Origin of the sequence: Bradyrhizobium sp. HKCCYLS3013 (assembly GCF_051167615.1) — a bacterium.
Classification (GTDB): domain Bacteria; phylum Pseudomonadota; class Alphaproteobacteria; order Rhizobiales; family Xanthobacteraceae; genus Bradyrhizobium.
The window spans coordinates 349,989-376,839 of the sequence record NZ_JBNPTK010000005.1; the positions used below are offsets into that span (position 1 = coordinate 349,989).

Below are 26,851 nucleotides of genomic sequence, written 5' to 3' on the forward strand. Positions count from 1 at the left end.
GGACGCGCCCGTTCATTGATCATTCAAGCGGGATGTGTGAACCTGCCGTATCGCCTGATGCGCGATCCGCCGACCTGGAGTGAGAGAGGTTAAGGTCATGAAGAAGACTCTTGCGGCTCTGGCCGCCGTCGCGACGCTGTCGACCGCAGCGCTGGCCCCTGCTCCTGCTGAAGCGCGCAATGGTCGTGTCGCCGCTGGTGTCGCTGCCGGCCTGCTCGGCGGCGCCCTCATCGGTGGCGCCATCGCTGCGGGCAGCAATCCCTATTATTATGGGCCCGGATATTCTTACGGGCCGGGCTACTCCTATTACGGCGGGCCTGCCTACATCGCCGATCCTGGCTACGCCTGCTATTGGCAGCGCCAGCGCTTCTGGGACGGCTACGGCTGGCGGATTCGCCGCGTCCGGGTTTGCGAGTGATCGTTCACCTTCATTAATTCCATGACCTTGCACCGGAATTTCGAGAACGGCGGCTGACACGGCCAGAAAAAACCGTTTTTCCGTCGCATCAGGTCGGACAGAGTTTACGAAGGGTTGACGGATTGTCGTGTTTTCTCGCGACGCTGACGGCCCTGATCGTGCGTGAATCACCAACCCGGCGCTCGCGAGGGCGCCTTCCAGGAGATCTCGGAACATGAAGAAGATCCTGACCGCAGTGCTTGCGGTTGCGACCATCGCCGGTTCGCTGAGCATGACGGCACCGGCCGCCAAGGCCGGCGACGTCGGTGCCGGCGTGGCTGCCGGCCTGATCGGCGGCGCCCTGCTCGGCGGCGCGATCGCGTCCAGCCGTCCGGCCTATGGCGGTCCGGTCTACGTCGAAGCCCCTCCGCCGGGCCCGCCGCCGTGCGTGTGGCGTCGTGAGCGCTATTGGGACGGTTATGGCTGGGTGTCCCGCCCGGTTCGCGTCTGCTACTGATCCCGACGACGCATAGCTCGCAACAAGCCCGGCCCTGCGGCCGGGCTTTTTGCTGCCCGCCTGCTCGGCTGATTTCACTCGATCAGCGCGCGGCGTCGATCGCCTGCAGCACTGATTCGCTCGGCCAGCAGTCGACCTTCAGGCCCGCCTTCTTCTGAAATACGCCGAGTGCGGCACGGGTCTGCATGCCGGCCTTGCCGTCCAGCTTATCGCCGTAGAGACCGAGCCGCATCAGGCCCTTCTGCATCGCCTCGACGTCCTTGCTCCGAAGCTGCTTCGACGCCGACCATGGTGTCGCGAACGGGGCCGGGCTCGTCATGCGATCCGCGAGGTGACCGACGAACAGCACGTAGAGATCGGAGAAATTGTATTCCTTGATGACGAAGTAGTTCGCCGTCGTCAGGAACGCCGGACCATAGATGCCCTCGGGCTGCAGCAGCGACGCCGGCTGCTGCTGCTCGGCAGCACTCAACCGCTGGCCGCGCACCGGCACGAAGCCCGCGCGCAGCCATTCGCCGATCGGCTTCTTCACCTCCGGCACGCCGATCGCGCAGTCCACATTTGCCGGCGGCTTGACCTCGTAGGCCCAGCGCACGCCGCGCTGCCAGCCCTTGTTCGCAAGCTGCAGCGCCGCCGAGCCCAGCGCGTCCGGCACCGAATGCCAGAGATCGACCTTGCCGTCGCCATCGAGATCGACACCGTGCTTGTAGTACTCCGACGGCAGGAACTGTGTGAGCCCGACCGCCCCGCCCCATGACGCCCTGAGATCGCGGCGCGACACCACGCCGTCGCTCAGCATCTTCAGCGCCATGATGAATTCGGTGCGGTACTGGTCCTTGCGGCGACCGACATAGGCCTGGGTCGCCAGCACGCGCAGCGCATCGTAGGGCAGCGCGTAGCGGCCGAAATCGGTCTCGCGGCCCCAGATGGCGAGCACGACAGGTCCCGGAACGCCGAAGCGGCGCTCGATCTCGGCGAGCGCGGGACGATATTGCTGGATCAGCTTCTGGCCATACGCGGCGAGCCGCGCGATCGAGGCTTCCTTGATGTAGTCGGCCGGCACCTGCACGAACTCGGCCTGCGCCGGAGCGCCTGTTGCCGGACGGCCTGGCAGCAGCAGGTCGGGAAGCTTGTAGTCGGGCTCGAGCTCGCGCGTCTCGGCATCGAACGTCGCGCGCGAAACGCCCTGCTCCTTGGCCTCGGGCCAGAGCGAAGCCACGAATTGCGTGAAGTCGCCGTCGGCGACGCTCGCCTGGCCATCGCCGAGGATGCAGAGCGCCACACCAATCAGGACGAGCCTGCGCAAACCGAAGAGCAACTGCCGAGCCATGCAATAGGGTTAGCATGGCTCGCGGCGCTTGTGAACGTCAGCAGCCCTGCGCCGGAACCCGACTCTTCCGCTCAATGCCCCGCCGCCTGCTTCGCCTCCTCGATCGCGGCATTCGACAATTTGTCGACGACGGCGATTCCGATGGCGGAGAGAATGAAGACCGTGTGAATGATGGTCTGCCACATCACGCCGGTCTCGGTGTAGTTCGACTTGCCTGACGACAGCGCGCCGGCTTCGATGAAGGTGCGCAGCAGATGGATCGACGAGATGCCGATGATCGCCATGGCGAGCTTGATCTTCAGCACGCTGGCATTGACGTGGCTGAGCCATTCCGGCTCGTCCGGATGGCCCTGCAGATTGAGCCGCGACACGAAGGTCTCGTAGCCGCCGACGATCACCATCACGAGCAGGTTCGAGATCATGACCACGTCGATCAGGCCGAGCACCGCGAGCATGATCTGCTGCTCTGAGAAATCGAAGGCGTGGGCGAACAGGTGCCAGAGCTCTTTGAGGAAGAGCACGACATAGACGCCCTGCGCGATGATCAGCCCGACATAGAGCGGCAGCTGCAGCCAGCGCGAGCCGAAGATCAGCATGGGTATGGGGCGCAGCGCTCCGCCCTTGGAGGACAGGGTCGCGTCGGGGGAAGACATGATGGGATTTTCTCGCGGCTGGATGGGATTGCGGAACGACTATCTACGCAATCACGTCGCACATGGAAGCGACAACTGGCCGCAGCCTGGGCGCGACGCTTTGTCCCGGAACGAAGACAGCGTCGCGCCTCGCGATGTCCTGAGATCAGCGCGTCAGCTTCTTGTACTTGACCCGGTGCGGGATCACGCTGTCCTGGCCGAGACGGCGCATCTTGTCCTTCTCGTAGTCCTGGAAATTGCCTTCGAACCATTCGACGTGGCTGTCGCCCTCGAAGGCCAGCATGTGGGTCGCGATACGGTCGAGGAACCAGCGGTCGTGACTGATGATGACGGCGCAGCCGGCGAAATCCTCCAAGGCCTCTTCGAGGGCGCGCAAGGTGTCGACGTCGAGATCGTTGGTCGGCTCGTCGAGCAGCAGCACGTTGGCGCCCGACTTCAGCATCTTGGCGAGATGCACGCGATTGCGCTCACCGCCCGAGAGTGCCCCGACCTTCTTCTGCTGGTCGGCGCCCTTGAAGTTGAAAGCCGAGCAATAGCCGCGCGAGTTGACTTCCTTCTTGCCGAGCAGGATCAGCTCGTTGCCGCCGGAGATCTCCTCCCATACCGTCTTGTTGCCGTCGAGAGCGTCGCGCGACTGGTCGACATAGCCGAGATGCACGGTCTCACCGATGGTGATGGTGCCGGCATCCGGCTTCTCTTGTCCCGTGATCATGCGGAACAACGTGGTCTTGCCGGCGCCGTTCGGACCGATCACGCCGACGATGCCGCCCGGCGGCAGTTTGAAGGTGAGGTTGTCGATCAGCACGCGATCGCCGAAGCTCTTGGACAGCCCGTCGAAATCGACCACATTCTGTCCGAGCCGCTCGGCGACGGGAATGATGATCTGCGCGGTCTGGGTCTGCTTCTCGCTGGCCTTCTTGAGCAGCTCCTCATAGCGCTGGTAGCGCGCCTTGGACTTCGCCTGGCGGGCCTTCGGCGACGCCGCGATCCACTCCTGCTCACGCGCCAAAGTGCGCTGATGCGCGGCATCCTCGCGGCCCTCCTGCTCCAGCCGCTTCTGCTTCTGCTGCAGCCAGGACGAATAGTTGCCCTCGTAGGGGATGCCCCTGCCGCGATCGAGCTCCAGGATCCAGCTGGTGACGTTGTCGAGGAAGTAGCGATCGTGGGTCACGATCAGGATCGCGCCCGGATAATTGCGCAGGTGACCTTCGAGCCAGGACACCGATTCAGCGTCGAGATGGTTGGTCGGTTCGTCCAGCAGCAGCAGCTCGGGCTGGTCGAGCAGCAGCTTGCACAAGGCGACGCGGCGACGCTCGCCGCCGGACAGCTTGGTGACGTCGGCATCGTCGGGCGGACAGCGCAGCGCATCCATCGCCTGGTCGACCTTGCTGTCGAGATCCCAAAGGCCCTGCGCCTCGATCTCGTCCTGCAGCTTGGTCATCTCGTCGGCGGTCTCTTCCGAGTAGTTCATCGCCAGCTCGTTGTACCGATCGAGGATCGCCTTCTGCTTGCCGACGCCGAGCATGACGTTCTCGCGCACCGTGAGCTTCGGATCGAGCTGCGGCTCCTGCTCGAGATAGCCGACGCGGGCACCCTCGGCCACCCAGGCCTCGCCGGTATAGTCCTTGTCGATGCCGGCCATGATCTTGAGCAGGGTCGATTTGCCCGAGCCGTTGACGCCGAGCACACCGATCTTGGCGTCCGGATAGAACGACAGGTGAATGTTATCGAGCACCTTGCGGGTCGGGTAGGTCTTGGACAGACCCTGCATGAAGTAGACGAACTGGCGCGCCATCGCGTGTCCCTTGAAGCCTGCCGGAATTTTCGGAAAATGGTTGCCGCTGATGTAACCGCGCGGTCCCCAAAGGGCAACCGGCGAGCCGGTCTCGGCCGGAACAAATGCCGGGAGAATCCCGGTCAAACTTCGCGCCGGCCCGGCCTGCCGTCCACGGACGATTACGGGTCCGGCACCTTGTGTGCGGCCGATCACGACAATTGCAACCATCTTTTAATTAATTCGGCGGGACACTCGGTCTCGGCCCGCAAGACCCGCGTGCCCAAGCGGCAAAAGCCGCGACCGACAACAGCGAGAGCCCGTCATGGCAGCCTTCACGTCAGCCTCCCTGCCCGCTTCGGCGGCACACCGCAAAGACCGATCCGGGATCGCGGACGACATCCGCGGCTTCTGGCGCGAATTCGTCGCGCGCGCCTTCAACCCGTACCGGCCAGAATTGCACTACATGCGCGGCCCCGGCCCCGCCTGGCGCGCCAAGTACGGCCATGACGCAGCGTTCCGGCTGAAGTCCCGCCTCGATTGACGTCGCCTGGGTCCGCGTAAGAGCGTGACGATGCCTTGCGCAACCAGCCCGTTGCGCGCAAGCATGGCTCCATTCCTGACGGCATTCACCATTGCCGCCGTCCCCCGATGAATGGACCCTGCCGATGACACGGCTGCGCTGTGCGATCCTCGACGACTATTACGATACAGCCCTCTCATTAGCCGACTGGCCCCGGCTGGCCGACAGGGTGGATGTGACGGCCTTCACACAGCCGTTCGGCAACGAGGAAGCGGCCGCCAGCGCGCTCGCCGATGCCGACATCATCTGCGCGATGCGCGAGCGGACGCCATTGCCCCGCTCCCTGATCGAGCGATTGCCGAAGCTGAAGCTCCTGATCACCTCGGGCATGCGCAACGCCGCCATCGACATGGAGGCCGCCAAGGCACGCAGCGTCGTCGTCTGCGGCACGCAATATGGCCGTGACCCCACCGCACCGCTCACCATGGGCCTGATCCTGGAGCTGACGCGCAGGATCGGCCAGGAGAACGCGCGCATGCACGCCGGGGAGCCCTGGCAGGCGCTGGGCGGCGTGGAGATCGAGGGCAAGACGCTGGGCGTAATCGGGCTGGGCAAGCTCGGCACCAAGGTCGCAGAGCTCGGCAAGGCGTTCGGCATGAACGTGATCGCCTGGAGTCCCAATTTGACGCCCGAACGCTGCGAGGCGGCGGGAGTAGGCTACGCGACCAAGGAGAAGCTGTTCACCGCCGCCGATGTCATCACCGTCCACGTCGTGCTCAGCGATCGCTCACGCGGGCTGGTGGGCGCGGCCGACATCGCGCGCATGAAGCCGACCGCCTATCTCGTCAACACCTCGCGCGCGCCGATCGTCGACGAGGCGGCGCTGCTGCAGGCGCTGCGCGACCAGCGCATCGCCGGTGCCGGGCTCGACGTGTTCTCGGTGGAACCGCTGCCGGTCACCCATCCGCTGCGCGGGCTCGGCAACGTCGTGCTCACACCACATCTCGGCTACGTCACCGAGGAGAGTTTTCGCGCCCATTACGGCCAGATGGTCGATTGCATCGCCACCTGGCTCGCAGGGGCCGAGCCGCCGCGCCGGCTGGCTTAAAAGCAGACGAGAGCGGCCCTCACAGCAAAACACCCTCCGAGGAGGGTGTTTTCAACGTGATCAGCTCGCACGCGCCCGCCTCAGCGGATCGTCACCGGCGGCGGCAGCGGCTGCATGTTGGCGGGCTGGCCAGCCGCCGGCACGGTCGCCTGGGCCTGGACGGGCGCCTGGGCCGCGGCAGCAGCCATGTTCTTGCTGGAACCTGGAGGCGCACCGCCCGGCATCACGACCACACGGGTGCCGACCTTGACCCGGTCGAACAGGTCGGCGACGTCGTCGTTCAGCATGCCGATGCAGCCCGACGACACGAACTTGCCAATCGTCGACGGCTGGTTGGTGCCGTGGATGCGGTACACGGTCGAGCCGAGATACATCGCGCGGGCACCGAGCGGATTGCCGGGACCGCCGGCCATGAAGCGCGGCAGATAGGGCTGCCGCTCGATCATCTCGCTCGGCGGATACCAGTCCGGCCACTCGGTCTTCTTGGTGATCTTCTGCACGCCGGTCCAGGTGAAGCCTTCGCGGCCGACACGGACGCCGTAGCGCATCGCCCGGCCGTTGCCGAGCACCAGATAGAGGTAGGTGTTGGGCGTATCGACGACGATCGTTCCCGGCGGCTCCTTGGTGACGAAGTCGACCTCCTGGCGGCGCAGGTTCGGCGGCAGCGGCGCCGGCGCCGCATCGGGTTGTTCCTCGGGCGGCAGAGCTGCCACCGTCATCGGCCGATCTCCAGCGGCCGGGGCCTGTGCCGCGCCCGCGACGGCCGGAGCGCCACCGACGGCGCCGGGCGGCCGCGGCGCGCCTGCGTCGCCACCGGGCGCGCTGGCGCCACCATAGGCCTGCTGGCTGGAGGCAGGACGATCACCGTAGATTACCGGGGGCGGACCAGCCGGGCGGCCATAGCGCGGATCATCCGGGGACATCACCGGGCCGGTCGGAGCGGCTCCGTAGACCGTCGCACCGGCCGGACGTCCATAACGAGGATCGTCGGGAGAAAGGATGGGACCGGTCGGAGCCGCAGCACCATAAACCGGCGCATTGGCTGGACGACCGTACCGCGGATCGTCCGGCGAGATCACCGGGCCGGGCGGCGGCAACGCCGCGGAATTGCCAGGCGCATTCTCATCGTCGAGCGCGTCAAAATCCTGCCCCTGCCCGCGCGCATCGGCCGGGTAAGGCGTCGGCGCCGGTGAGTACGCTCCAGGCGCGGTCTGATAGACCTGCTGTGCCTCGGCAAACGAAGTTGCCGTCACGCCCGCTGCCGCGACCGCGCAAACCGTCAGGATTTGTCTGATCATCATCGCCCTTGCAGTATCCCCAAGCCGCCGATTGGGACCTTTGCTGTGCCAGATGGCCGAAGATAGCGGCGCATTCAAGACAATTCCGGCCTGAGCGGCCCGACTTCGGCAATTTGTGATCATGTCTCCGTCGTTGCACGGAAGTCTCACGCCGCCGAAAAAGTGCGGCGGAGCCCCCGCAGGCCCCATGGATGCCGTGATTTGCCGAGCGGGCGGGAACACTTCCGGTATTCTGACCTGAGCCTGATTCGCGATGCACGGCAGAAGCCGGCCTCGTCGCGAACGCGGCATTCCCTGTGATCACCGCGTTCCCTACTGGCTCTAAGGTCTCGGCAGTCACGCTGCCGTGGCGAGAGTTACCGTCAATGCTTCCCGGCTTTCGTTTTCTGGTCGCCGCGATCGTCTGTTCCATCTCTCTCACCATCTTCGGCATGGGCGCTGCGGCCCTGTTGCGCGCGGCCCACGAGCAGTTCGTCAGCAACGCGTCCTGGCGCACGACTCAGGCCTCCGGCTTCACCACGTTCCTGCCGCCGGCCGAACCCACGCCGGTGCTCGCGGTGCTGCGGGTGGATTCGATTCCGACACCGCCGGTGACGCCGCCGCCGGTCGTGGCCGATGCTCCCCCGGCAGCGTCCGAGCCGCCGAGCGCGCCGTCGACGGCGGCGCCGGCCGCCGAGACGCCCGAGGCGACGCCCGTTGCGGTGGCCACCGATGTGCCTACGCCCTCGCTGCCGGCGGAAACGGTCGACACGTCCCGCACCTCCGCCATCGTCGAGACCGCGTCCGTGACGAACGACCGGATCGAGAGCACCAAACCGGAGCGCCCCATTCCGGACACGTCCGCTTCGATCGTCGTTCCGGTCGAAAAAGTCTCCGACAGGCCGAGCATGGACAGTTCGCCCGCGACTGCAGCGCCGCCCCCGCCGCCGGCGTCGACCGAAGCTGCGGCCGCCGTGGTCTCACCGCCGCCGCCGGCTCCTCAGATTCTCGCCAGCGCCGATCCGATGATGACGACCGCAGCCGCCGCCGCGCCCGTTCCGGCGGTGCTCGACCCGATCGCGGCCAAGCTCGCCGCGCTGGCCGAGCAGCCGGCGCGCCAGGAGCGGCCCGCGGCCGGCGAGCATCGTGCCTCGGTGAAGGTCGCGAGCGTTCAGTTGCGCCGGAGCATCCTCAAGAAGCGCCAGGCCCGGGAGAAGCAGGTTGCGGCGCGCCGCGCCAAGCAGCGGCGCATCGCCCAGCGCGTCAGGGCGGCGCGGCAGGCAGCGGCCCAACTGCAGCAACAGACCGCGTTCCCCGATCCATTCGGACAGCAGCCATTTGGTCAACCGCAGGCGGCCGTCCAGCAGGCTGCCGGGCCGCGCACGCGGTAGGCGGAGCTAGCGATCAGGCCGGCCCGGTCGCAACCGGCGGACCGTTCTCGACGCCCCACTCCGACCACGAGCCGTCGTAGAGCGCGGTGTCGCGGATGCCGAGACGATAGAGCGCCAGCGTCAGCACCGCCGCCGACACCCCGGAGCCGCAGGAGGTGACGATCGGCCTGGCGAGATCGACGCCAGCGGCGCCGAACGCCTTACGTAGCTCGTCTAGCGGCTTCATCACGCCGGTCGCCGCGTCGAACAGCTCCGCATAGGGCAGATTGCGGCTGCCGGGGATATGGCCGGATCGGAGACCGGGCCGCGGCTCGGCGACCTCGCCCGCGAAGCGCGGCGCCTGCCGCGCATCGATCACCTGCTCGGCATTGCCGGCGAGATTGGCAACCATCTGCTCGATCCGGCGCACGCGCGCGGCATCGAACGTCGCGCTGAACGTGCCAAGCGCCGGCGTGACCTGCCCGCTCTCGACCCGGCGCCCCTCCGCCATCCACTTCTTCAGCCCGCCGTCGAGCACGCGCACATCCGTGTGGCCGAACGACAGGAACATCCACCAGGCGCGCGGCGCGGCGACCCAGCCGCCGGAATCATAGACCACCACCGTATCGCCATTGCTGACGCCGAGCCGGCCGGCGTCGCGGCCGAACTGCGCGGCGCTCGGATACATGTGCGGCAGCGGATTGGAATGGTCGGAGACCTCGTCGACGTCGAAAAACACGGCGCCGGGGATGTGCGCCTTCAGGTAATCGTCCTTCGGCAGCGGCAGCACACCCGGCATCTTGAAGGTCGCGTCGAGCACCTTCACCTTGGGATCGCCCAGATGCGCAGCGAGCCAGTCGGTGGAGACGAGAGGGTCGTCGTGGATGGTCATGCGCAAAAGCTCCGGGCTTCACATTCGATCGTCATCGCCGGACTTGATCCGGCGATCCACCTTGTCGAAGCGATGGACACGCGGGTCAAGCCCGCGTGCGACGGGCAGCGATCAATCCTTCTTCTTCGGCGCCCAGGCCTCGACCGGCCCGCCGCAGTCGCGCCACGCCGCGAAACCGCCACCGATATGGGCGACCGGCTTCAGGCCCATGTCCTGCGCGGTCTTGGCCGCGAGCGCCGAGCGCAGGCCGCCGGCGCAATGAAAGATGAACGTCTTGTCCTGCTGAAAGACCGGCTTGGCATAGGGGCTCTGCGGGTCGATCCAGAACTCCAGCATGCCGCGGGTGCACGAGAACGCGCCGGGAATCCTGCCCTCACGCTCGATCTCTCGGGGGTCCCTGATATCGACGATCACGACATCGTCGCGCTTCGCCGCCGCGATCGCCTCAGCCGCCGAGAGCGTCTCGATCTCGGCATTGGCTTCATCGAGCAGCGCCTTGATCCCGCGCGTGATGGTCTGGGGCATGTCTTCTTCCTTCGTCTTTTCCAGCCGCCGAGCGGCGTCGTTTCGCGTCTACATTCCGGGGTCGTCCGTCAGGACCGAACCCGGAATCCAGAGCCGATCGCACAAGCTCGATATTCCGGATTTGGTCGCTATCGCGACCGCCCGCAACGACGGCCTTGCATCGCGCGCCGCAGAACGAGCGCCTTACCTCACCAGCTCCTTCATCGCCGCTTCCAATCCCTCGATCGTGATCGGATACATGCGCTCGGAGAAGATGCGGCGAATGAGGGTGGTGGACTCCGAATAGTCCCAATGCTTCTGCGCCACCGGATTGAGCCACACCGCGTGGGGATAGGTGCGGATGACGCGGTCGAGCCACACTGACCCCGGCTCCTCGTTGACGTGCTCGACCGAACCGCCGGGCACCATGATCTCATAAGGCGACATCGAGGCGTCGCCGACGAACACGACCTTGTAGTCGTGCGGGTACTTGTGCAGCACGTCCCAGGTCGGCGTGCGGTCGGTGAAGCGGCGCTTGTTCTGCTTCCACACGCCCTCATAGAGGCAGTTGTGGAAGTAGAAATATTCCATGTGCTTGAATTCGCTCTTGGCGGCCGAGAACAGCTCCTCGACCTGGGCGATGTGCGAATCCATCGAGCCGCCGATGTCGAAGAACACCAGCACCTTCACCGCATTGCGCCGCTCGGGCCGCATGTGCACGTCGAGATAGCCGTGATTGGCGGTCTCGCGGATCGTGGTGTCCAGATCGAGCTCGTCCGGCGCGCCGGTGCGGGCGAACTTGCGCAAGCGGCGCAGCGCCACCTTGATGTTGCGGATGCCGAGCTCGACATTGCCGTCGAGATCCTTGAACTCGCGCCGGTCCCACACCTTCACGGCGCGGTTGTTGCGGTTCTTCTCCTGGCCGATGCGGACGCCTTCGGGGTTGTAGCCATAGGCGCCGAACGGCGACGTGCCCGCCGTGCCGATCCACTTGTTGCCGCCCTGGTGACGGCCCTTCTGCTCTTCCAGGCGCTTCTTCAAGGTCTCCATGAGCTTGTCCCAGCCCATGGCCTCGATCTCTTTCTTCTCTTCCTCGGTGAGGTATTTCTCGGCCAGCTTCCTCAGCCATTCCTCGGGGATTTCGGCCTTCTCCATCGCGTCGAGCAGGCTCTCCAGCCCCTTGAACACGGAGCCGAACACGCGATCGAACTTGTCGAGATTGCGTTCGTCCTTCACCAGCGCGGTGCGCGACAGATAGTAGAAATTCTCGACCGAGTGCTCGGCGAGGTCGGCGTCGACCGCCTCCATCAGCGTGAGATATTCACGCAAGGAGACCGGGACCTGCGCGTCGCGCAGTGCTGTAAAGAATTGCAGGAACATACCCATTAGATCGCGCGGCTGGGAGGGCACGTCAAGGGCCGCTCCCCGCCCCGCGCTGGACCCGCCGGCATTTTGCTCTACAATCCCTGGAACAACAGGCGGAATGGGGGCTTTCATGGGTATCATTGCAGCACTGATCATCGGCGCCGTCGCGGGCTGGCTGGCGGGGCTGATCGTGCGCGGCGCAGGTTTCGGCCTGATCGGCAACATGGTCATCGGCATCATCGGCGCGCTGGTCGCAAGCTACGTGCTGCCGGCGCTGCACATTGCGCTTGCCAGCGGCACGCTGGGGGCGATCCTGGACGCCACGATCGGCGCCGTCATCGTGCTCGTGATCCTCTCATTGATCAGGCGCGCTTGATTATTTCTGCTTCCGATGGCAGCCATCATCTCAAAGCCGCAGCGGCGTTGCCGCTGCGTAGCCACTCAACACAAGTTCGAACGATGAGCGAGACGCGATGAAATTTACCGGCACCCAGGACTACGTCGCCACCGACGACCTCAAAGTGGCCGTCAATGCGGCGATCGTGCTCGAGCGCCCGCTGCTGGTGAAGGGCGAGCCGGGGACCGGCAAGACCGTGCTGGCCGAGGAAGTCGCCAAGGCCGTCAACGCGCCGCTGCTCACCTGGCACATCAAGTCGACCACCAAGGCGCAGCAGGGCCTTTACGAATACGACGCCGTCTCGCGACTGCGCGACAGCCAGCTCGGCGACTCCAGGGTGTCCGACATCAAGAACTACATCAAGCGCGGCAAGCTGTGGGAGGCCTTCACGGCCGAGCAGCGGCCGGTGCTCCTGATCGACGAGATCGACAAGGCCGACATCGAGTTTCCGAACGACCTGCTGCTCGAGCTCGACCGGATGGAATTCCACGTCTACGAGACCAACGAGACCATCAAGGCGAAGCTGCGCCCGATCGTCATCATCACGTCCAACAACGAGAAGGAGCTGCCGGATGCGTTCCTGCGCCGCTGCTTCTTCCACTACATCAAGTTCCCCGATCCGGATACGATGGGCCGGATCGTCGACGTGCACTTCCCGAACATCAAAAAGCGGCTGGTCGAGGAAGCGCTGCGCATCTTCTTCGAGGTCCGCGACGTGCCCGGCCTGAAGAAGAAGCCGTCGACCTCCGAGCTGCTCGACTGGCTCAAGCTGCTGCTCAACGAGGACATCGGTCCCGAGCAGCTGCGCGAGCGCGATCCGCGCAAGCTGATCCCGCCGCTGCACGGTGCGCTGCTCAAGAACGAGCAGGACGTCCACCTGTTCGAGCGGCTCGCCTTCCTCAGCCGGCGCGAGGTGTGAGGGCGCCCGGCTCAATCCGACCGGCGCGTCATTGCGGCGCCGTCCTCTTGATCAGGCGTCCGAGCGCACGCATGATCCCATCGACGGCAATCGGCTTCTCGCAGCGGAGGATCTTCGAGAAGCGGTCCGGGATCACCGATTCGTCATAGCCGGTGGTGAAAACGAAGGGCACGCCGCGTTCGACCAGCAGATCGGCGACCGGAAACGCCATGTCGCCGCGCAGGTTCACGTCGAGAACGGCGCCTTCGATCCGCCCCTCGCGTTTGATCAAGGCGAGCGCGTCAGGGACGGTTCCGACCGGGCCCAGGATCGTGCCGCCGGCACTACCGAAGGCGCAGCGCAGCTCGTCGGCAAGCATATACTCGTCCTCGACGATGAGGATATGACGGTCGCGAAGCGAGCGTTCAGGCATGATCCTCAAGCTCCAGTGTGGTGAGCGAAACGGGAATCGATATCGTGCAACGGACACCGTCGGATGCGAAAGCGTACGAGGTCCTCGCGCTGAGCTGATAGGGCAAGGCCTGTTCGATCAGCTCGCGCCCTTGCCCCGTGCCGACGGGCATCGTGGCTGGCGGCGGCATGTCGACGCCGCTCTCGCGCCACTCGACATGCAGCCAGGGCTGGCCTTCCGCGCCTTCGCGATCGAGCGACCAGACCACGCAGAGCCGGCCCGAGGGCTGCGCCAGCGCGCCATACTTGACCGCGTTGGTGGCGAGCTCGTGCAGGGCCATGGCAAGGGTCTGAACGGTCGACGACCGCAGCCTGACGCCGGACGGTCCCGACAGCCCGATGCGCTCCGAACCGCCGGCGACAGCCGACAGCTCGCTACGGATCAGATCGTCGAAGGTGACGCGATCATTCTCCTTGAGGCGGGACAGCAGGCCCTGGGCTCGGGACAGCGTATCCAGCCGATCACGGAAGCGGGCGCGAAAATCGCCGAGATCGGCGCTGGCACGCGCCGTCTTGTCGGCCATCGAGCGGACCACGCCCAGCAGGTTGCGGGTGCGATGCTGCAGTTCGGCCACCAGCACCTTCTGCCGCTCCTCCCATTCACGCCGCTCGGTCACGTCGACCATGGCGCCGGTCATGCGGATCGGTCGTCCCGCGTCGTCATAGAAGAAGCGCCCACGGCCGTACAGGCAGCGAATTGCGCCGCCCGGATGCACCACGCGAAACTCGCTGACATATTCTTGGTGCGCCTCCATCGCGCGGTGAAGCGCGGCTTCGGCTGCGGGACGATCGTCGGGATGGATGCGCGCCGCCCAGGCCTCGTAGCTCGGGGTCAGCTCGCCAACAGCATAGCCTTCCATGCGAAAGTGCTCGTCCGACCAATAGACCTCGCCGGTTGCGACGTTCCAGTCCCACAGGCCGAGCCGCCCGACCTCGACCGCGCTGCGCAGGCGCTCCTCGCTCTTGCGCAATTCCCGTTCGGCCTTGTTCTGCTCGGAGATGTCGCGCGCCGTCCCGAACCACTCGATGATCTCGCCGTCACGCCCGAGAATGGGGATGGCGCGCGAATCGATCCAGCCGAGGCTGCCATCGATCCTGATCACGCGGTGCTCCAGCTCGAACATGCCCTTCGTCGCGACGGCCCTGCTGATCGCCGCAGTCACCTGCGCCTGATCGTCCGGATGAATGTATTTCGCGAGCCAGCCCTGGCTCGGTTTCATCGTATCGGCGATGAAGTCCTTGCCCTGCAACTGGCGCATCTCCCGCCAGTCCGGGCTCATGCGATAGACGACGTCGGAGCTCGCGGTTACGAAAGCGCGATAGCGCTCCTCGCTGGCGCGCAGTCGCTCCGTCGCTTCGGCACGCAGACGGGCCATCTTGAGATGCGCCTCGACACGCGCCAGCAGTTCACGCGCACTGAACGGCTTGATCAGATAATCATCCGCACCGGCCTCCATGCCTTCGACGCGGCTCTCTTCTCCGGCCCGGGCCGACAGCAGGATCACCGGGATGGTACCGACCCGTTCATCGGCGCGCAGCCGTGCCAGCAACTGCATGCCGTCGATGCGCGGCATCATCACATCGGACAGAACGAGGTCGGGCTTGTCGCGGGCGATGGCCGCGAGCGCGGCTTCACCATCGGCGACGGTCTCGACATCGTAGCGCGCGGCGAGCAGGTGGCGGACATAGTCGCGCATGTCGGCATTGTCGTCGGCCAGGAGGATGCGGGGGCGCGGCCCGGCCCTGTCGGCTGACGTGGTGGTGATGTCGATGTCCGGAACGGCATGCGCGTCGAGCGACGGCGGATCCGGCAGCCAGCGCAATGCCTCCGCGATGAACGGCCGCGCACCGCGAAGCATCGGTTCCTGCGCCGGCGCCGCATCGGACGGGAGATGACTTCGTCCCCTGGGGATTCTGACCGCGAACGTGCTCCCCTGCCCGGCTTCGCTGGTCGCCGCGACGGATCCGCCGTGCAGCTTGGCGAGCTCATGCACCAGTGCGAGCCCGATGCCCGAGCCTTCATGGGTGCGGCCGAACGCGCCGGCGACGCGATGGAAACGCTCGAAGAGCCGCGGCAGCTCGTGCTGCGGGATGCCGGTCCCGGTGTCCTTCACGCTCAGCTCGAAATGACGATCGCAGGTGACGAGCCGGACCTCGATGTCGCCCGTGAAGGTGAATTTGAACGCGTTGGAGAGCAGGTTGAGGACGATCTTCTCCCACATTTCGCAATCGACATAGGCCGGCTCCGGCAGCGTCGGGCAATCCACGATCAGCCTGAGGCCGGCGGCTTCGATCGCCGAGCGGAAGGTGCTGGCGATCTCCGCGGTCAGGCTCGCGAGGTCAACCGGCGCGTAGACCGCCTGCATCCTGCCGGCCTCGATCCGCGAGAAATCCAGCAGCGTGTTGACCAGCTTGAGCAGCCGCAAGGCATTGCGCTGGGCGATCTCCAACCGGTCGCGATCTGCCGGCGGCAAGCTCTGCGACCGCAGCACATCTTCGAGCGGACCGAGCATCAGCGTCAGCGGCGTACGGAACTCGTGGCTCACATTGGCGAAGAACGCGGTCTTGGCGCGATCGATCTCGGCGAGCGTCTCAGCGCGGCGCCGCTCCTGCTCATAGGCGAGCGTCTCGGCGAAGGCGCTGCCGAGCTGAGCGGCCATCAGATCGAAGAAGCCCTGATGCTCGGCGTCGAGGGCGCGGCGCGGATTGACGCCACAGATCAGGATCGCCGTCGCCTGCTCCCGCCCCGTCGCAACCGGCAGCGCCAGTGCCAGCTGCGGCGGCTCGGGCCATGCGCCGGTCGGGACGCCGGCAAATTTCGCACGATCCAGCACGACGCGAATCGGCGCCACCGCGCGCGCCGCCGCCCGGACCGGCCACAGCCCGTCCCCATCGCTGTCGAGGGCAATCTGCGCCGGCGCGATTGCACTGTCCGGGTGTACCCCCGCGGCGCTCAGCAACCGTGCCGATCGCTGGTCCTCGCCGAGTTGGTAGATCAGCGCAAACGGGACATCATGCGGATTCTCGGCGAGGACGTCGGTGGCTTCGCGACAAGCATCCGCCAGACTGTCGGCACGGCCGCGCGCGGCGAGATCGCGCAAGGTCCGCATGCGGCGTTCGCCCACGACCCGGGCCGTCGTCTCGATGACGGGGGTGAAGACACCGCCGACACCGCCGGTCTCGTCGCGAATCGGCGAATAGGAGAACGAAAAATAGGTCTCTTCGAGGTAGCCATGGCGGTCGATGAACAGCGGCATGTCGCGCGAGCGGGTCGCTTCGCCAAGCCCAACGACGTGCCGCAACATCGGGCCGATGACCTCCCAGATCTCGGACCATACCGCGTGCCCGGGCGCCCCGAGCGCGGCCGGATGCTTCTGCGAGCCGAGGATCGGGCGATATTCGTCATTGTAGAGCATGACGAGCTCCGGGCCCCACCAGATCAGGATCGGGAACGCGCAGTCCAGGCAGGTGCTGATCGACGTGCGCAACGACTGAGGCCAGCTCTCGGGCGGCCCCAACGGCGTCCGTGACCAATCATGGATGCGCATGAGCGCTCCCATCTCCCCGCCTCCCTGCAGGAAGTCGGCCCCGCGCGCGAACGCCTGAAACGTCGCGCGACCGGCATCCGAATGCTCGTTCACTCCTGGCCCCTTTTTCATCGCACAATATCGTGAAATGCGCGCGGGCGCCAAGCACTGGCCAGAACGGGCAACGAGCGCATCAACGAGGAACTCGGCGGCGCGGCGGGATCCATCCGTCCATCCACAGCCGATCTCGCAACTTGGGACAGTCCAACGCAAACGCTCGACGTGCGCGGCTGCGCTTGTTAAGCGCCAGCCTCTGCGTGAAGCGGGGTTGAGTCGGGGCACATGACGGTTGCGATCGAGATGGGGCAGACGGCGGCGGGATCGCCTGCCGCCCTGGACCTCGAGGAACTGCTGGCGACCCGGCTCCTGGTGCAGGGCAATTCCGGCTCCGGCAAGTCGCATCTCCTGCGCCGCCTGCTGGAGCAGAGCGCGCCCTGGGTGCAGCAGACGATCATCGACCCCGAGGGTGACTTCGTCACCTTGGCCGAGCGATTCGGCCATCTCGTGATCGAGGCCGAGGACCACACCGAGCGCGCCCTGCAGGTCGCCGGCGAACGGGCCCGGATGCATCGCGTCTCGACGGTGCTCAACCTCGAAGGCCTCGATGCCGAGAATCAGATGCGGCGCGCGGCCGCCTTTCTCAACGGCCTGTTCGAGATCTCCCGCGACCATTGGTACCCGATGCTGGTCGTGGTCGACGAAGCCCAATTGTTCGCACCGGCCGTCGCGGGCGAAGTCTCCGACGAGGCCCGCAAGGCGTCGCTGGGCGCGATGACCAACCTGATGTGCCGCGGCCGCAAGCGCGGGCTGGCGGGCGTGATCGCGACGCAGCGGCTGGCGAAGCTCGCCAAGAACGTCGCGGCCGAGGCCTCGAACTTCCTCATGGGCCGCACCTTCCTCGACATCGACATGGCCCGCGCCGCCGACCTGCTCGGCATGGAGCGGCGCCAGGCCGAGGCGTTCCGCGACCTCGAGCGCGGCCAGTTCATGGCGCTGGGCCCCGCGCTGTCGCGCCGGCCGTTGGGCCTGCGCATCGGCCCGACCGACACCAAGCCGCGCAACGCGACGCCGCGGCTGATGCCGCTGCCGGAAGCGTCGCTCGAAGACGCCCGCGCGGTGATTCTCGCCGCACCGCCGCCCGAGACCAACGCGCGGCCGCAGCGCAAGCCGCAGCCCGAGCTGCTCGACCAGCTGATGGCGGCGAAGTCTGCTGCGCTCGAGCTGCGCCCCGAGCCGCCGGCGCCCGCCGTCAGCGAGGAGGAGCTCGCCGAGCGCAAAGCCCGCGTCGAGCGCGTCTTGCGCGCGGTGCTGGCCGAGCCCGACGCGGGCTTCCGCGCCGTCGGCGTGCTCTACCAGGAGTTCGTCGTCCGCTGCCGCATCGAGGGGCTCGGCACGGCCGTGCCCGACCTCAACGAGTTCCGCCGCATGCTGACCCGCGCCCGTGCCGGCCTCGGCGGCGATGACGCGGCCGACGACGCCGGCTGGCAGGACGTCACCTTGCGCGCCTCGCTGCTGCCCGAGGACATGCAGGGCGTGTTCATGATGATCGCCCGCGCCGCCAAGGACGGCCGCCCCTGCCCGAGCGATGCCGCAATCGCCCGCGCCTACGGCTCGCACTCGCTGCGCCGGGCGCAGCGCCTGCTGACCTATATCGAGGACCAGGGCCTCATCGTCTGCCAGCTCGACGGCGCCGGCCGCCGCATCGTCACCCTGGTCGAGCTCGCCTGGGCCACCGCGCCAGGCGATCCCAATGCCGACGATGCGACCAACGAAGGCCTCGTCGCTTCGTCGTCGTGAGAGGTGCCCGGTTTGCTCCGGGCGCCTCCCGCCGTCGTCTGCGATCAGGTCGCGGCGATCCTGCCCATCGCCGGATCGCTGATGCTGGGCCGACCGTTCTCGACGTGGCCTGCAAGCTGCCAGTTGAAGTTGGCGTCGCCGTCCGTCGTGACCGTCAGGTCGTACCAGCCATGGGTCTGCTGCAGGCGAACCCGCGTCTCCAGCCGCTGGCCGCGCTGCAGCCGGTGCCGCTCGCTGCGTCCGGTGTAGTTGTCGGCCAGAGTCACCACGCAGCTCGCGCCCTTGTTGGTGAGCGCGATCGCAAGGCTGCGGGCATCGTCGCCGTCGTCCCAATCGCAGAGATGGACGGTATCGACATCGACGAGCGCCGCGGTGGTGGCGACGCCGCCCTTGAAGTGGCGGAAGAAGCCGTTCGGCCCGTACACCGACAGATCGTACTGGCCGGCGCTGGCCGCGAGGTCCCACACGCCGTGCAGCGATTTCCCGGCTTCGACGGTGTAGCTCCACGGGCCGGCCGCGGTGTTGCCGGAACGAACGTGGAAGCAGACGCCGGCCTGCCCCGGATTGACGAAGCGGATTCCGAACGTCTTGTGCGCGGCATCGGCATCGCCGTCGACACGCAGATCGTAGGGCAGCGCGCGCGCCGGACGGATGCCCGGCTCCTGCTGCGGCAGGACCTGCTTGGCGGGCGGCACCGGATGATAGTCGTCGAAGCGCGCGCCCGAGGTGATGTCGGCGACCGGCGGCTTGTAGCCGGCCGTGCTCGGCAGCGGCGCCATGCCTTCGTTGGGCGATGTGAAGTTGAACGCCGAGGTGAGATCGCCGCACACCGCGCGCCGCCATGCCGGGATGTTGCTCTCGAACAGATCGGGCGCCTTGTGGTGGAAGCGGCGCTCGATGAAGCGGATCACAGAAGTGTGGTCGAACACTTCCGAGCACACGAAGCCGCCGCGCGACCACGGCGACACCACCAGCATCGGCACGCGGACGCCGAGGCCGTAGGGACCGGCCATGTGGCTGCCATCGCCGGCGAAGAGGTCCGTGCTCACATCGACGGTCGACTGTCCCCAGGCCTGCGACATCGCCGGATACGGACCGACGACATGGTCGAAGAAGCCGCCGCCTTCGTCGTAGTTGATGATCAGCGCGGTCTTGCTCCACAGCTCCGGATTCGACGTCAGGATGTCGAGCACCTTGGAGATGTACCAGGCGCCCGGCCCCGGCAGCCAGTTCGGATGCTCGCTGAACGCCTCGGGAGCTGCGATCCACGAGACCTGCGGCAGGGTGCCGTTGCGGACGTCGTTGCGCAGCCCGTCGAACAGGTTCTCGAACGTGCCGCCATTGGCGATGTTGCTGCCGCGCAGCGCCTTCTCGTACAGCGGACTGCCTGCTTGCGAATTCTGGTACTGGTGGAAATACAGCAGCGAGTTGTCGCCGTAATTGCCGATCCACGGATTCTGGGTCCAGCCCCAGGAGCCGGCTGCATTCAGCCCGGTGCCGATGTCCTGATAGACCTTCCAGGAGATGCCCGCCTTCTCCAGCCGCTCCGGGAACGTGGTCCAGTCGTAGCCGGCTTCCGCATTGGTGATGACCGGTCCGCCGCCCTTGCCATCGTTGCCGTCCCAGCCGGTCCACAGGTAGTAGCGATTCGGATCGGTCGGTCCCATCACCGAGCAGAAATACTGATCGCACACCGTGAAGGCGTCGGCCAGCGCATAGTGCCAGGGCAGATCCTGCCGGTTCATGCAGGTCATGGTCGTGGTGCCCTTGTTGGCGATCCACTTGTCGTAGTTGCCGTTGTTCCAGGCCTTCTGACCGTCGTTCCAGCCATGGGCGACGTCCTCGACATAGACCTGGCCGGCATTGTCGACGCGGAACGGCATCACCGCCCCCGCGCCGTTCGGCTGCTGCCACACCGGGTTGCCGTTCGGCAGCTTCACCGCGCGGGGATCGTTGAAGCCGCGCACGCCGCGCATCGCACCGAAATAATGGTCGAAGGCGCGGTTCTCCTGCATCAGCACCACGATGTGCTTGACGTCCTCGATACTGCCGTGGCGATTGAACGCCGGAATGGCATGCGCGCGCTCGATGCTCTGGCCGAGGGCGGCGGTCGCAGCCGACGCTCCGAGCAGCCGCAGGAACTCGCGCCGGTTGTGCGCGATCGTGTTCGACATCTCGTTCATTCCCCATGGTGATGACGGTGTCGAGCGGCTTAGGTCGGCGCGTTAACAACCGCGTGACCGGGCGGTAAAGGATGTGTGGCAGGCTTTTGACGCCGCGCGGCGGAGCGGCATTCGCGGCGAGGGCGCCCTGCCGCGATGCACGTCGAAGCCGCCATTGCCCTTGCACCCGAGACGAAAAGCTGAATGATCCGTTCGGGTTGCGACGACGACAGACCGGGCGAGCCCGGATTTGGCGGGTTGCGTTGTTGAGGATGGTTTGCATATGCCGACGTTGACGGTGCAAGCGGCGGGTCTGGAGGGCGCGGTGGCATGGACATGGCTGCAGGTCGTGTCCAACGGACTGATCGCCAGCGCCTTCTTCACCATCGCCTTCGTCGTCGGCACGTTCCTGCGGCGGCGCTGGCGCGACGTCATGTTCCGCGGCATCGTCGGGGCGCTTGCGACCTTCGTGGCCGTCGTCGGGGTCACCCGCCTGCTCGCGATCGTCGATCTCTGGGTGCCGACCTCGACCATCACGGACATCATCAACGTCTTTCTCGGCGTCACCTCGATCGGAATCATCGTCATCATGATCAAGATGCTGCCTCAGCTTCTGGTCCTGCCGACGCGCATCACCTTGCAGAAAGCCTATGCGCAGCTCGAGGAGGAGATCCGGCAGCGCCGCGCCGCGGAAGCGATGGTGCGGCGATTCCAGGAAATCGAGGCCAACGAGGCCCAGGTCCGTCAGGCGCAGAAGATGGAGGCGATCGGCCAGCTCACCGGCGGCGTCGCGCACGACTTCAACAACATCCTGACCGTCATCACCGGGACGATCGAGATCCTTGCCGACGCCGTCAAGGACAAGCCCCAGCTCGCCGGCATCGCCGGCATGATCAGCGCCGCCGCCGAGCGCGGCGCCGATCTGACCCGGCATCTGCTCGCCTTCTCGCGCCGCCAGCCGCTGCAGCCGCGCGCCACCGACATCAATGCACTCATCGTCGAGGCCGGCCGCCTGCTGCGGCCGACCCTCGGCGAGCAGATCGAGATCGAATCGATGCTGGCCCATGACAGCGCGCCGGCGCTGATCGATCCGAGCCAGCTCTCGACCGCGATCCTCAACCTCGCGCTCAACGCCCGCGACGCGATGCCGGACGGCGGCAAGCTGACCCTGGAGACCAAGAACGTCACGCTCGACGAGCACTATGCGCAGTTGAACCGCGACGCCAAGCCCGGCAGCTACGTCATGATCGCGGTCAGCGACACCGGCCAGGGCATTCCCGGCCCGCTGCTCGACAAGGTGTTCGAGCCGTTCTTCACCACCAAGGACGTCGGCAAGGGCTCGGGCCTCGGGCTCAGCATGGTCTATGGCTTCGTCAAGCAGTCGAACGGCCACGTCAAGATCTACAGCGAGGAAGGCCACGGCACCACCGTGAAGCTCTATTTGCCGCGGGCCGCGGGCGCGCCGGAGCTGCCCGCCGCCGACACGGCACGTCCGGCGGTGGCGCGCGGCGGCGAGACCATTCTGATCGTCGAGGACGATGCGCTGGTGCGGGACTACGTGGTCGCGCAGGTGCGGCGGCTCGGCTATCGCACGCTCGCCGCCAGCAACGCCGCCGAGGGCCTGGCGCTGATCGACAATCCGGAACGCATCGACCTGCTGTTCACCGACGTCATCATTCCAGGCGGCATGAACGGCCGCCAGCTCGCGATCGAGGCCGAGAAGCGCCGTCCCGGACTGAAGGTGCTCTACACATCGGGCTACACGGAGAACGCGATCGTGCATCATGGCCGGCTCGATGCCGACGTGCTGCTGCTGGCGAAGCCGTATATGAGCGCCGATCTCGCGCGCATGATCAGGACGGCGCTGGAAGCGTGAGGCGAACCGCGATGGTGGCGCCGGTCGGTCGATGTCTCGCTTGCCAGAGCTCGCGCGTCACAACCGGTGTCGTCCCGGCCCTGCGCCGGGACCCATAGCCACCGGCCATGGTGGTGAAGCGAGATCGATCCACCAGCGTGCCTCACACATCTTCCTGGGGTTATGGGTCCCTGTGCAAGGCCGGGACGACGGCTGAGATCGCGGTTGGCGCCTTCCATCACACTGTGCCCGAGACAACCCATAAAGACGCGACGCCGCCTTCCCGCCGCCCATGAGGCGCAGGTGATGCGGCAATCATGTCCCTCCTGAAAATCGAGAGGGCGCGAGGAAGGCCGGACCTCGGCTGAGGCCCGTGGCCCGCCTGCTCAAAAGAATGCAGGCGGCAGGTACCACAGGTACAGCCGGACAGACCCGGCCTTCCCCGCGCGATGGTTTTACGGTGTCCTTCGTGCTCTCCCTGGGGATCGGCGTTCTTGCCCCCATTTTGCAACAACGCGCCTTTGGCGCGTTGCGCAGACCTCAGCGTCGAGAGGCCAGGACCACACGACTTCGCCGTCCGTCACGACTGCACTCGTCTGGCACAGCCGTCACGTCCATCGCAGCCCGCCTCCACGTTCGTGACGAGGCGTACGTCCCTCTGCTCGAGGCGGGATGGGCAAGACCATCGTCCTGATTTGCCCGACGACGCAAGCCGGCGCGGCTGCGGCAAACTAACTCGACGGGCATTTCGCGCATACGAAGCATGCGGAGATTGCCCGTCGGGCACATCTGGCCGGCGCTCCATCCAGATGTGAAGCCGTGAAGATCGGCTGACAATCAGCGGACGGACGGAGCGCGGACGGACGGAGCAGCGGCGGCTTCCCCCCGCGCCGCAAGCGGCAATGACGCCTGCCTCAGACTTTCCGACGGCGTCTCACCGTAGATCTTTCGATACTCCCTGGCGAAATGCCCGGGATTGCTGAAGCCACATCGCAAGGCGATCGACGTCACCGTGTCACCTGCTTTCGCATCGTACAGCAAGCGGTGCGCATGTTGGATTCGCGTCAGCTTGATCTTCTCGGCCAAGGAGACGCCGCTCTTCGCGAAGTACTGATAGACCGTGCGAGGGCTGACGCCGTAGCGAACCGCGAGCTGCTGGATCGATATCTTCTGATCCCAGTTCGTCTCAATGTGTTCCAGTATCCTGCGAATGGACTCCGGCACCTGGCGATCGCGATCGAGATGATCCGTGGTGACGTCGATCGTCGCACCGACGAGATGGGTTCGTCCGTCGGACGGGCTGTAGACAGAGGTCGCCATGCCACGGACCCAGCGCACCGCACCGGCTCTACCAAGCACCCGGTAGTCGCGCGTGTAGCCGGTTCGCTTCATGATCGCGCGACGGATGGCCTGCGCGAGCCCGTTCCGATCCTCGGGATGCACGTGGCACAGCATGTCGCGCAGCGACGATGGCGGCGCCGGCGGAAAATCTCCCTTGGAATCGTCTGCATCGACGATCAGGTTGAACGTCGACAACCCAGCGAGCTTCTCCGCGGCTGAAAGCTGTTCTTCCAGGATCCTGGTTGTCGTGATGTCTTCGACCACGGCGCAGAACCACTTCAGGCGGCCCCTGGCGTCCCTGATCGGATTGACGGTCACACGTCCCCAGACGACGCTTCCGTCCCGCCGGAAGTAGCGCTTGTCGAGCTGATAAGTCGCGATCTCGCCTGCAAGCAGCTTTTCGTGCTGCAGTCGATTGCGCTCCCGGTCCTCTGGATGGGTCAGATCGACAAAGGTCAGCCCACCGGACTTGAGCTGCTCCAGCGTGTATCCAACGATCCGGCAGCATTCGGCGTTCGCAAACCGGACATGTCCCGTCGCACTGTCGACGATCGAGATGCCGATGCCGAGGCTGTCCAGAAACACCCTCGGCACCGCTATGATTTCGGCAATGTCCTTCCCTGGCATGTCGAAGCCGATACCATCCAATCCGGATGGAGCCTAGCGCCGAGGATCATCTCGATCTTGATCTAAGGCAATCCCGGCCTGCGACACCTGAACACGCCCCGCAGATTCACGGCCATTCCTGCACAATCAGAACATCGCTGCAGATTGCAGCCTAACCGAATCTTACTGACGATCTGTTAGATTGAATAAAGCCCCGGAAATCTACGGGGGATCATCGAGTTCTGGAATGATCACAATCAGCGCCGTCTCCGGATCGCGGCAACTGCCGCGTGATCACGAGCATGTGCACATCGCTGACGTGATCGTTTGCACAGGAGACCATCATGTTTGGCCGCAAGAACAACGCTGCATCCCTGGCCGCCCTGGCCGCAAACGCGATCACCGCGAAGGTGATGGTCGCTGACGACAAGCTCAACATCGTCTACATGAACGAGGCGGTAAGGGCGCTGATGCGTGAGGCGGAGGCCGATCTCAAGACGCAATTGCCGAACTTCCGCGTCGACGGACTCATCGGCACCAACATCGACGTGTTCCACAAGGACCCGACGCACCAGCGCCGCATGCTGCAGGCCCTTACGTCCGAGCACCGGGCCACCATCAAGATCGGGAAGTGGACGTTCGATCTGGTCGCGCAGCCCTTGAAACACCCGGATGGAACCCGCGCCGGAACGGTCGTCGAGTGGTCCGACGCGAGCGTGCGGCTGCAGAACCTCGACTACAGCGCCCAGGTCGCGGCCATCGGCCGATCACAGGCCGTGATCGAATTCAACCTGGACGGCACGATCGTCACCGCCAACGACAACTTTCTGCATGCGCTTGGCTACAGTCTGCCGGAGATCCAAGGCAAGCATCACAGCATCTTCGTTTCGCCGCAGGAGCGCGACAGTGCCGGCTATCGCGAGTTCTGGGCCGCCCTGAACCGCGGCGAATACCAGGCCGCAGAATACAAGCGGATCGGAAAGGGCGGCAAGGAGGTCTGGATTCAGGCGTCCTATAATCCGGTGTTCGATCAGAACGGAAAGCCCTTCAAGGTCGTCAAGTTCGCCACCGACGTGACCGCCCAGAAGCTTCGGAATGCCGATCTCGCCGGACAGATCGCCGCCATCAGCAAATCGCAGGCCGTGATCGAGTTCGAACTGGACGGCACCATCATCAACGCCAACGACAATTTCCTGCAGGCGCTCGGCTATACGCTGTCCGAGATCAAGGGCCGTCACCATTCGATGTTCGTCGATCCGTCGGAGCGCGACAGTCCGGCCTATCGCAACTTCTGGGCCGCCCTGAACCGCGGAGAATATCAGGCCTCGGAATACAAGCGGATCGGCAAGGGCGGCCGCGAGGTCTGGATTCAGGCCTCCTACAATCCAATCCTCGACCTCAATGGCAAGCCGTTCAAGGTCGTGAAATACGCCACCGACGTCACCAAGCAGGTGCTGGTGCGGATGGGCAATGAGCGCGTTCGCGGCATGATGGAGTCCGTCGCAGCGGGTGCCGAGGAGTTGAACGCCTCGGTGCGCGAGATTTCCGAGGCCATGACCAAGTCGCGCGAGACCGCCATGGGGGCGGCTGACCGGGTCGCCTCAGCCGATTCGCAAGCCAAGCGGTTGAGCGAGGCGACACAGGCGATGAGCGGCATCGTCGAACTGATCGGCAACATCACCGGGCAGATCAACCTGCTGGCGCTCAATGCCACGATCGAATCGGCGCGCGCCGGCGATGCCGGCCGCGGCTTTGCCGTGGTCGCGTCGGAGGTCAAGAATCTCGCCACGCAGGCCAAGGCCGCCACCGACAAGATCGGCGCGGAGATCTCCGGACTGAACGGGATCTCCAGCGAGGTCGTGAATGCGCTGAACGCGATCAAGGTCGAGATCCAGAACGTCAGCGAATACGTCACCTCGACCGCCGCCGCCGTCGAGGAGCAGAGCACGGTCACCGGCGAGATGTCGTCCAGCATGCAGCGCGCAGCCGCAGAGGCGCAGGCGATCGCAGCAGGCAGGGCGTAGAGA

The 26,851-nt window shown here is 65.8% G+C and carries 21 protein-coding genes; 10 read left to right on the plus strand and 11 right to left on the minus strand.

Translation table 11 applies throughout. The features are described 5' to 3' along the window. The first annotated feature begins 97 nt into the window (after positions 1-97). Together ACQR1F_RS12545 and ACQR1F_RS12550 are read left to right on the plus strand one after the other, a co-directional pair. Positions 98-418 (plus strand): hypothetical protein, encoded by a 321-nt coding sequence (locus ACQR1F_RS12545; protein ID WP_315804520.1) that lies wholly within the window; start codon positions 98-100, stop codon positions 416-418. Between the two features lie 214 nt (positions 419-632). Then, positions 633-914, plus strand: a complete 282-nt coding sequence (locus ACQR1F_RS12550; protein WP_315804519.1) for a hypothetical protein — start codon at positions 633-635, stop codon at positions 912-914. A gap of 82 nt (positions 915-996) precedes the next feature. Here the strand turns inward: ACQR1F_RS12550 and ACQR1F_RS12555 are convergent, their stop codons facing one another. The 3 genes from ACQR1F_RS12555 to ettA form a co-directional block, all read right to left on the minus strand. After that, entirely contained in the window at positions 997-2,244 is a 1,248-nt protein-coding gene (locus tag ACQR1F_RS12555) for a lytic murein transglycosylase (protein ID WP_434913130.1), read from the minus strand. Between the two features lie 71 nt (positions 2,245-2,315). After that, complete coding sequence (locus ACQR1F_RS12560) at positions 2,316-2,897, minus strand: TIGR00645 family protein (protein WP_315804517.1); 582 nt, start codon at positions 2,895-2,897, stop codon at positions 2,316-2,318. Between the two features lie 145 nt (positions 2,898-3,042). Further along, on the minus strand, positions 3,043-4,692 hold the full coding sequence (ettA, locus tag ACQR1F_RS12565; RefSeq protein WP_315804535.1) for an energy-dependent translational throttle protein EttA: 1,650 nt from the start codon (positions 4,690-4,692) through the stop codon (positions 3,043-3,045). A gap of 304 nt (positions 4,693-4,996) precedes the next feature. Between ettA and ACQR1F_RS12570 the strand changes: the two genes are divergently transcribed. Together ACQR1F_RS12570 and ACQR1F_RS12575 are read left to right on the plus strand one after the other, a co-directional pair. Beyond that, positions 4,997-5,215 (plus strand): hypothetical protein, encoded by a 219-nt coding sequence (locus tag ACQR1F_RS12570; protein WP_315804516.1) that lies wholly within the window; start codon positions 4,997-4,999, stop codon positions 5,213-5,215. Positions 5,216-5,339: 124 nt separating this feature from the next. Then, positions 5,340-6,302, plus strand: coding sequence for a D-2-hydroxyacid dehydrogenase family protein (locus ACQR1F_RS12575; RefSeq protein ID WP_315804515.1), 963 nt, complete (start codon positions 5,340-5,342; stop codon positions 6,300-6,302). 80 nt (positions 6,303-6,382) lie between these two features. Here ACQR1F_RS12575 and ACQR1F_RS12580 read toward each other — a convergent pair whose 3' ends face one another. Then, positions 6,383-7,603 carry a L,D-transpeptidase family protein gene (locus ACQR1F_RS12580; protein ID WP_434913131.1) on the minus strand — a complete coding sequence of 407 codons (1,221 nt, stop codon included), beginning with the start codon at positions 7,601-7,603 and terminating at the stop codon, positions 6,383-6,385. Between the two features lie 293 nt (positions 7,604-7,896). On the opposite strand from ACQR1F_RS12580, the gene ACQR1F_RS12585 reads away from it, so the two are divergent. Beyond that, positions 7,897-8,970: a hypothetical protein gene (locus ACQR1F_RS12585; RefSeq protein WP_434913132.1), complete on the plus strand. Its 1,074-nt coding sequence runs from the start codon at positions 7,897-7,899 to the stop codon at positions 8,968-8,970. Positions 8,971-8,983: 13 nt separating this feature from the next. On the opposite strand, the gene sseA is transcribed toward ACQR1F_RS12585, so the two are convergent. The 3 genes from sseA to ACQR1F_RS12600 form a co-directional block, all read right to left on the minus strand. Continuing rightward, a complete protein-coding gene (gene sseA, locus ACQR1F_RS12590) occupies positions 8,984-9,841 on the minus strand; it encodes a 3-mercaptopyruvate sulfurtransferase (protein WP_315804512.1) in 858 nt (285 codons plus the stop codon). 111 nt (positions 9,842-9,952) lie between these two features. Further along, positions 9,953-10,366 carry a rhodanese-like domain-containing protein gene (locus ACQR1F_RS12595; protein ID WP_315804511.1) on the minus strand — a complete coding sequence of 138 codons (414 nt, stop codon included), beginning with the start codon at positions 10,364-10,366 and terminating at the stop codon, positions 9,953-9,955. A 183-nt stretch (positions 10,367-10,549) separates the two neighbouring features. Next, on the minus strand, positions 10,550-11,725 hold the full coding sequence (locus ACQR1F_RS12600; protein WP_434885730.1) for a vWA domain-containing protein: 1,176 nt from the start codon (positions 11,723-11,725) through the stop codon (positions 10,550-10,552). A 115-nt stretch (positions 11,726-11,840) separates the two neighbouring features. Between ACQR1F_RS12600 and ACQR1F_RS12605 the strand changes: the two genes are divergently transcribed. Next, positions 11,841-12,086, plus strand: coding sequence for a GlsB/YeaQ/YmgE family stress response membrane protein (locus ACQR1F_RS12605; protein ID WP_315717851.1), 246 nt, complete (start codon positions 11,841-11,843; stop codon positions 12,084-12,086). A gap of 97 nt (positions 12,087-12,183) precedes the next feature. Beyond that, positions 12,184-13,026: an AAA family ATPase gene (locus ACQR1F_RS12610; protein WP_315717852.1), complete on the plus strand. Its 843-nt coding sequence runs from the start codon at positions 12,184-12,186 to the stop codon at positions 13,024-13,026. A 28-nt stretch (positions 13,027-13,054) separates the two neighbouring features. Here the strand turns inward: ACQR1F_RS12610 and ACQR1F_RS12615 are convergent, their stop codons facing one another. Together ACQR1F_RS12615 and ACQR1F_RS12620 are read right to left on the minus strand one after the other, a co-directional pair. Further along, positions 13,055-13,438 (minus strand): response regulator, encoded by a 384-nt coding sequence (locus tag ACQR1F_RS12615; RefSeq protein WP_315804509.1) that lies wholly within the window; start codon positions 13,436-13,438, stop codon positions 13,055-13,057. Next, positions 13,431-17,024, minus strand: a complete 3,594-nt coding sequence (locus ACQR1F_RS12620) for a PAS domain-containing protein (RefSeq protein WP_434913133.1) — start codon at positions 17,022-17,024, stop codon at positions 13,431-13,433. The genes ACQR1F_RS12615 and ACQR1F_RS12620 overlap by 8 nt, the downstream gene beginning before the upstream one ends. 321 nt (positions 17,025-17,345) lie before the next feature. Here ACQR1F_RS12620 and ACQR1F_RS12625 point away from each other — a divergent pair, with 321 nt between their 5' ends. Further along, a complete protein-coding gene (locus tag ACQR1F_RS12625) occupies positions 17,346-18,860 on the plus strand; it encodes an ATP-binding protein (RefSeq protein ID WP_316177814.1) in 1,515 nt (504 codons plus the stop codon). Between the two features lie 44 nt (positions 18,861-18,904). Here the strand turns inward: ACQR1F_RS12625 and ACQR1F_RS12630 are convergent, their stop codons facing one another. Further along, the gene (locus ACQR1F_RS12630) at positions 18,905-21,034 is read right to left on the minus strand and encodes a phosphocholine-specific phospholipase C (protein ID WP_316177812.1); all 2,130 of its coding nucleotides are present in this window, start codon (positions 21,032-21,034) and stop codon (positions 18,905-18,907) included. Between the two features lie 271 nt (positions 21,035-21,305). On the opposite strand from ACQR1F_RS12630, the gene ACQR1F_RS12635 reads away from it, so the two are divergent. Continuing rightward, positions 21,306-22,898 carry an ATP-binding protein gene (locus ACQR1F_RS12635; RefSeq protein WP_316177810.1) on the plus strand — a complete coding sequence of 531 codons (1,593 nt, stop codon included), beginning with the start codon at positions 21,306-21,308 and terminating at the stop codon, positions 22,896-22,898. Between the two features lie 816 nt (positions 22,899-23,714). On the opposite strand, the gene ACQR1F_RS12640 is transcribed toward ACQR1F_RS12635, so the two are convergent. After that, on the minus strand, positions 23,715-24,866 hold the full coding sequence (locus ACQR1F_RS12640) for a PAS domain S-box protein (protein ID WP_434913134.1): 1,152 nt from the start codon (positions 24,864-24,866) through the stop codon (positions 23,715-23,717). A 302-nt stretch (positions 24,867-25,168) separates the two neighbouring features. Between ACQR1F_RS12640 and ACQR1F_RS12645 the strand changes: the two genes are divergently transcribed. Then, a complete protein-coding gene (locus tag ACQR1F_RS12645; RefSeq protein ID WP_315805772.1) occupies positions 25,169-26,848 on the plus strand; it encodes a methyl-accepting chemotaxis protein in 1,680 nt (559 codons plus the stop codon). The last annotated feature ends 3 nt before the right edge of the window (positions 26,849-26,851 follow it).

Excerpts from the sequence above, each read along its gene's own strand:
- ettA (WP_315804535.1), bottom strand. The coding sequence starts at position 4,692 with ATGGCGCGCCAGTTCGTCTACTTCATGCAGGGTCTGTCCAAGACCTAC.
- ACQR1F_RS12555 (WP_434913130.1), bottom strand. The coding sequence starts at position 2,244 with ATGGCTCGGCAGTTGCTCTTCGGTTTGCGCAGGCTCGTCCTGATTGGT.
- ACQR1F_RS12580 (WP_434913131.1), bottom strand. The coding sequence starts at position 7,603 with ATGATGATCAGACAAATCCTGACGGTTTGCGCGGTCGCGGCAGCGGGC.
- ACQR1F_RS12600 (WP_434885730.1), bottom strand. The coding sequence starts at position 11,725 with ATGTTCCTGCAATTCTTTACAGCACTGCGCGACGCGCAGGTCCCGGTC.
- ACQR1F_RS12575 (WP_315804515.1), top strand. The coding sequence starts at position 5,340 with ATGACACGGCTGCGCTGTGCGATCCTCGACGACTATTACGATACAGCC.
- ACQR1F_RS12595 (WP_315804511.1), bottom strand. The coding sequence starts at position 10,366 with ATGCCCCAGACCATCACGCGCGGGATCAAGGCGCTGCTCGATGAAGCC.
- ACQR1F_RS12630 (WP_316177812.1), bottom strand. The coding sequence starts at position 21,034 with ATGTCGAACACGATCGCGCACAACCGGCGCGAGTTCCTGCGGCTGCTC.
- ACQR1F_RS12570 (WP_315804516.1), top strand. The coding sequence starts at position 4,997 with ATGGCAGCCTTCACGTCAGCCTCCCTGCCCGCTTCGGCGGCACACCGC.
- ACQR1F_RS12550 (WP_315804519.1), top strand. The coding sequence starts at position 633 with ATGAAGAAGATCCTGACCGCAGTGCTTGCGGTTGCGACCATCGCCGGT.
- ACQR1F_RS12545 (WP_315804520.1), top strand. The coding sequence starts at position 98 with ATGAAGAAGACTCTTGCGGCTCTGGCCGCCGTCGCGACGCTGTCGACC.
- ACQR1F_RS12615 (WP_315804509.1), bottom strand. The coding sequence starts at position 13,438 with ATGCCTGAACGCTCGCTTCGCGACCGTCATATCCTCATCGTCGAGGAC.
- ACQR1F_RS12605 (WP_315717851.1), top strand. The coding sequence starts at position 11,841 with ATGGGTATCATTGCAGCACTGATCATCGGCGCCGTCGCGGGCTGGCTG.
- ACQR1F_RS12610 (WP_315717852.1), top strand. The coding sequence starts at position 12,184 with ATGAAATTTACCGGCACCCAGGACTACGTCGCCACCGACGACCTCAAA.
- ACQR1F_RS12620 (WP_434913133.1), bottom strand. The coding sequence starts at position 17,024 with ATGCGCATCCATGATTGGTCACGGACGCCGTTGGGGCCGCCCGAGAGC.
- ACQR1F_RS12625 (WP_316177814.1), top strand. The coding sequence starts at position 17,346 with ATGACGGTTGCGATCGAGATGGGGCAGACGGCGGCGGGATCGCCTGCC.
- ACQR1F_RS12560 (WP_315804517.1), bottom strand. The coding sequence starts at position 2,897 with ATGTCTTCCCCCGACGCGACCCTGTCCTCCAAGGGCGGAGCGCTGCGC.
- sseA (WP_315804512.1), bottom strand. The coding sequence starts at position 9,841 with ATGACCATCCACGACGACCCTCTCGTCTCCACCGACTGGCTCGCTGCG.
- ACQR1F_RS12635 (WP_316177810.1), top strand. The coding sequence starts at position 21,306 with ATGCCGACGTTGACGGTGCAAGCGGCGGGTCTGGAGGGCGCGGTGGCA.
- ACQR1F_RS12645 (WP_315805772.1), top strand. The coding sequence starts at position 25,169 with ATGTTTGGCCGCAAGAACAACGCTGCATCCCTGGCCGCCCTGGCCGCA.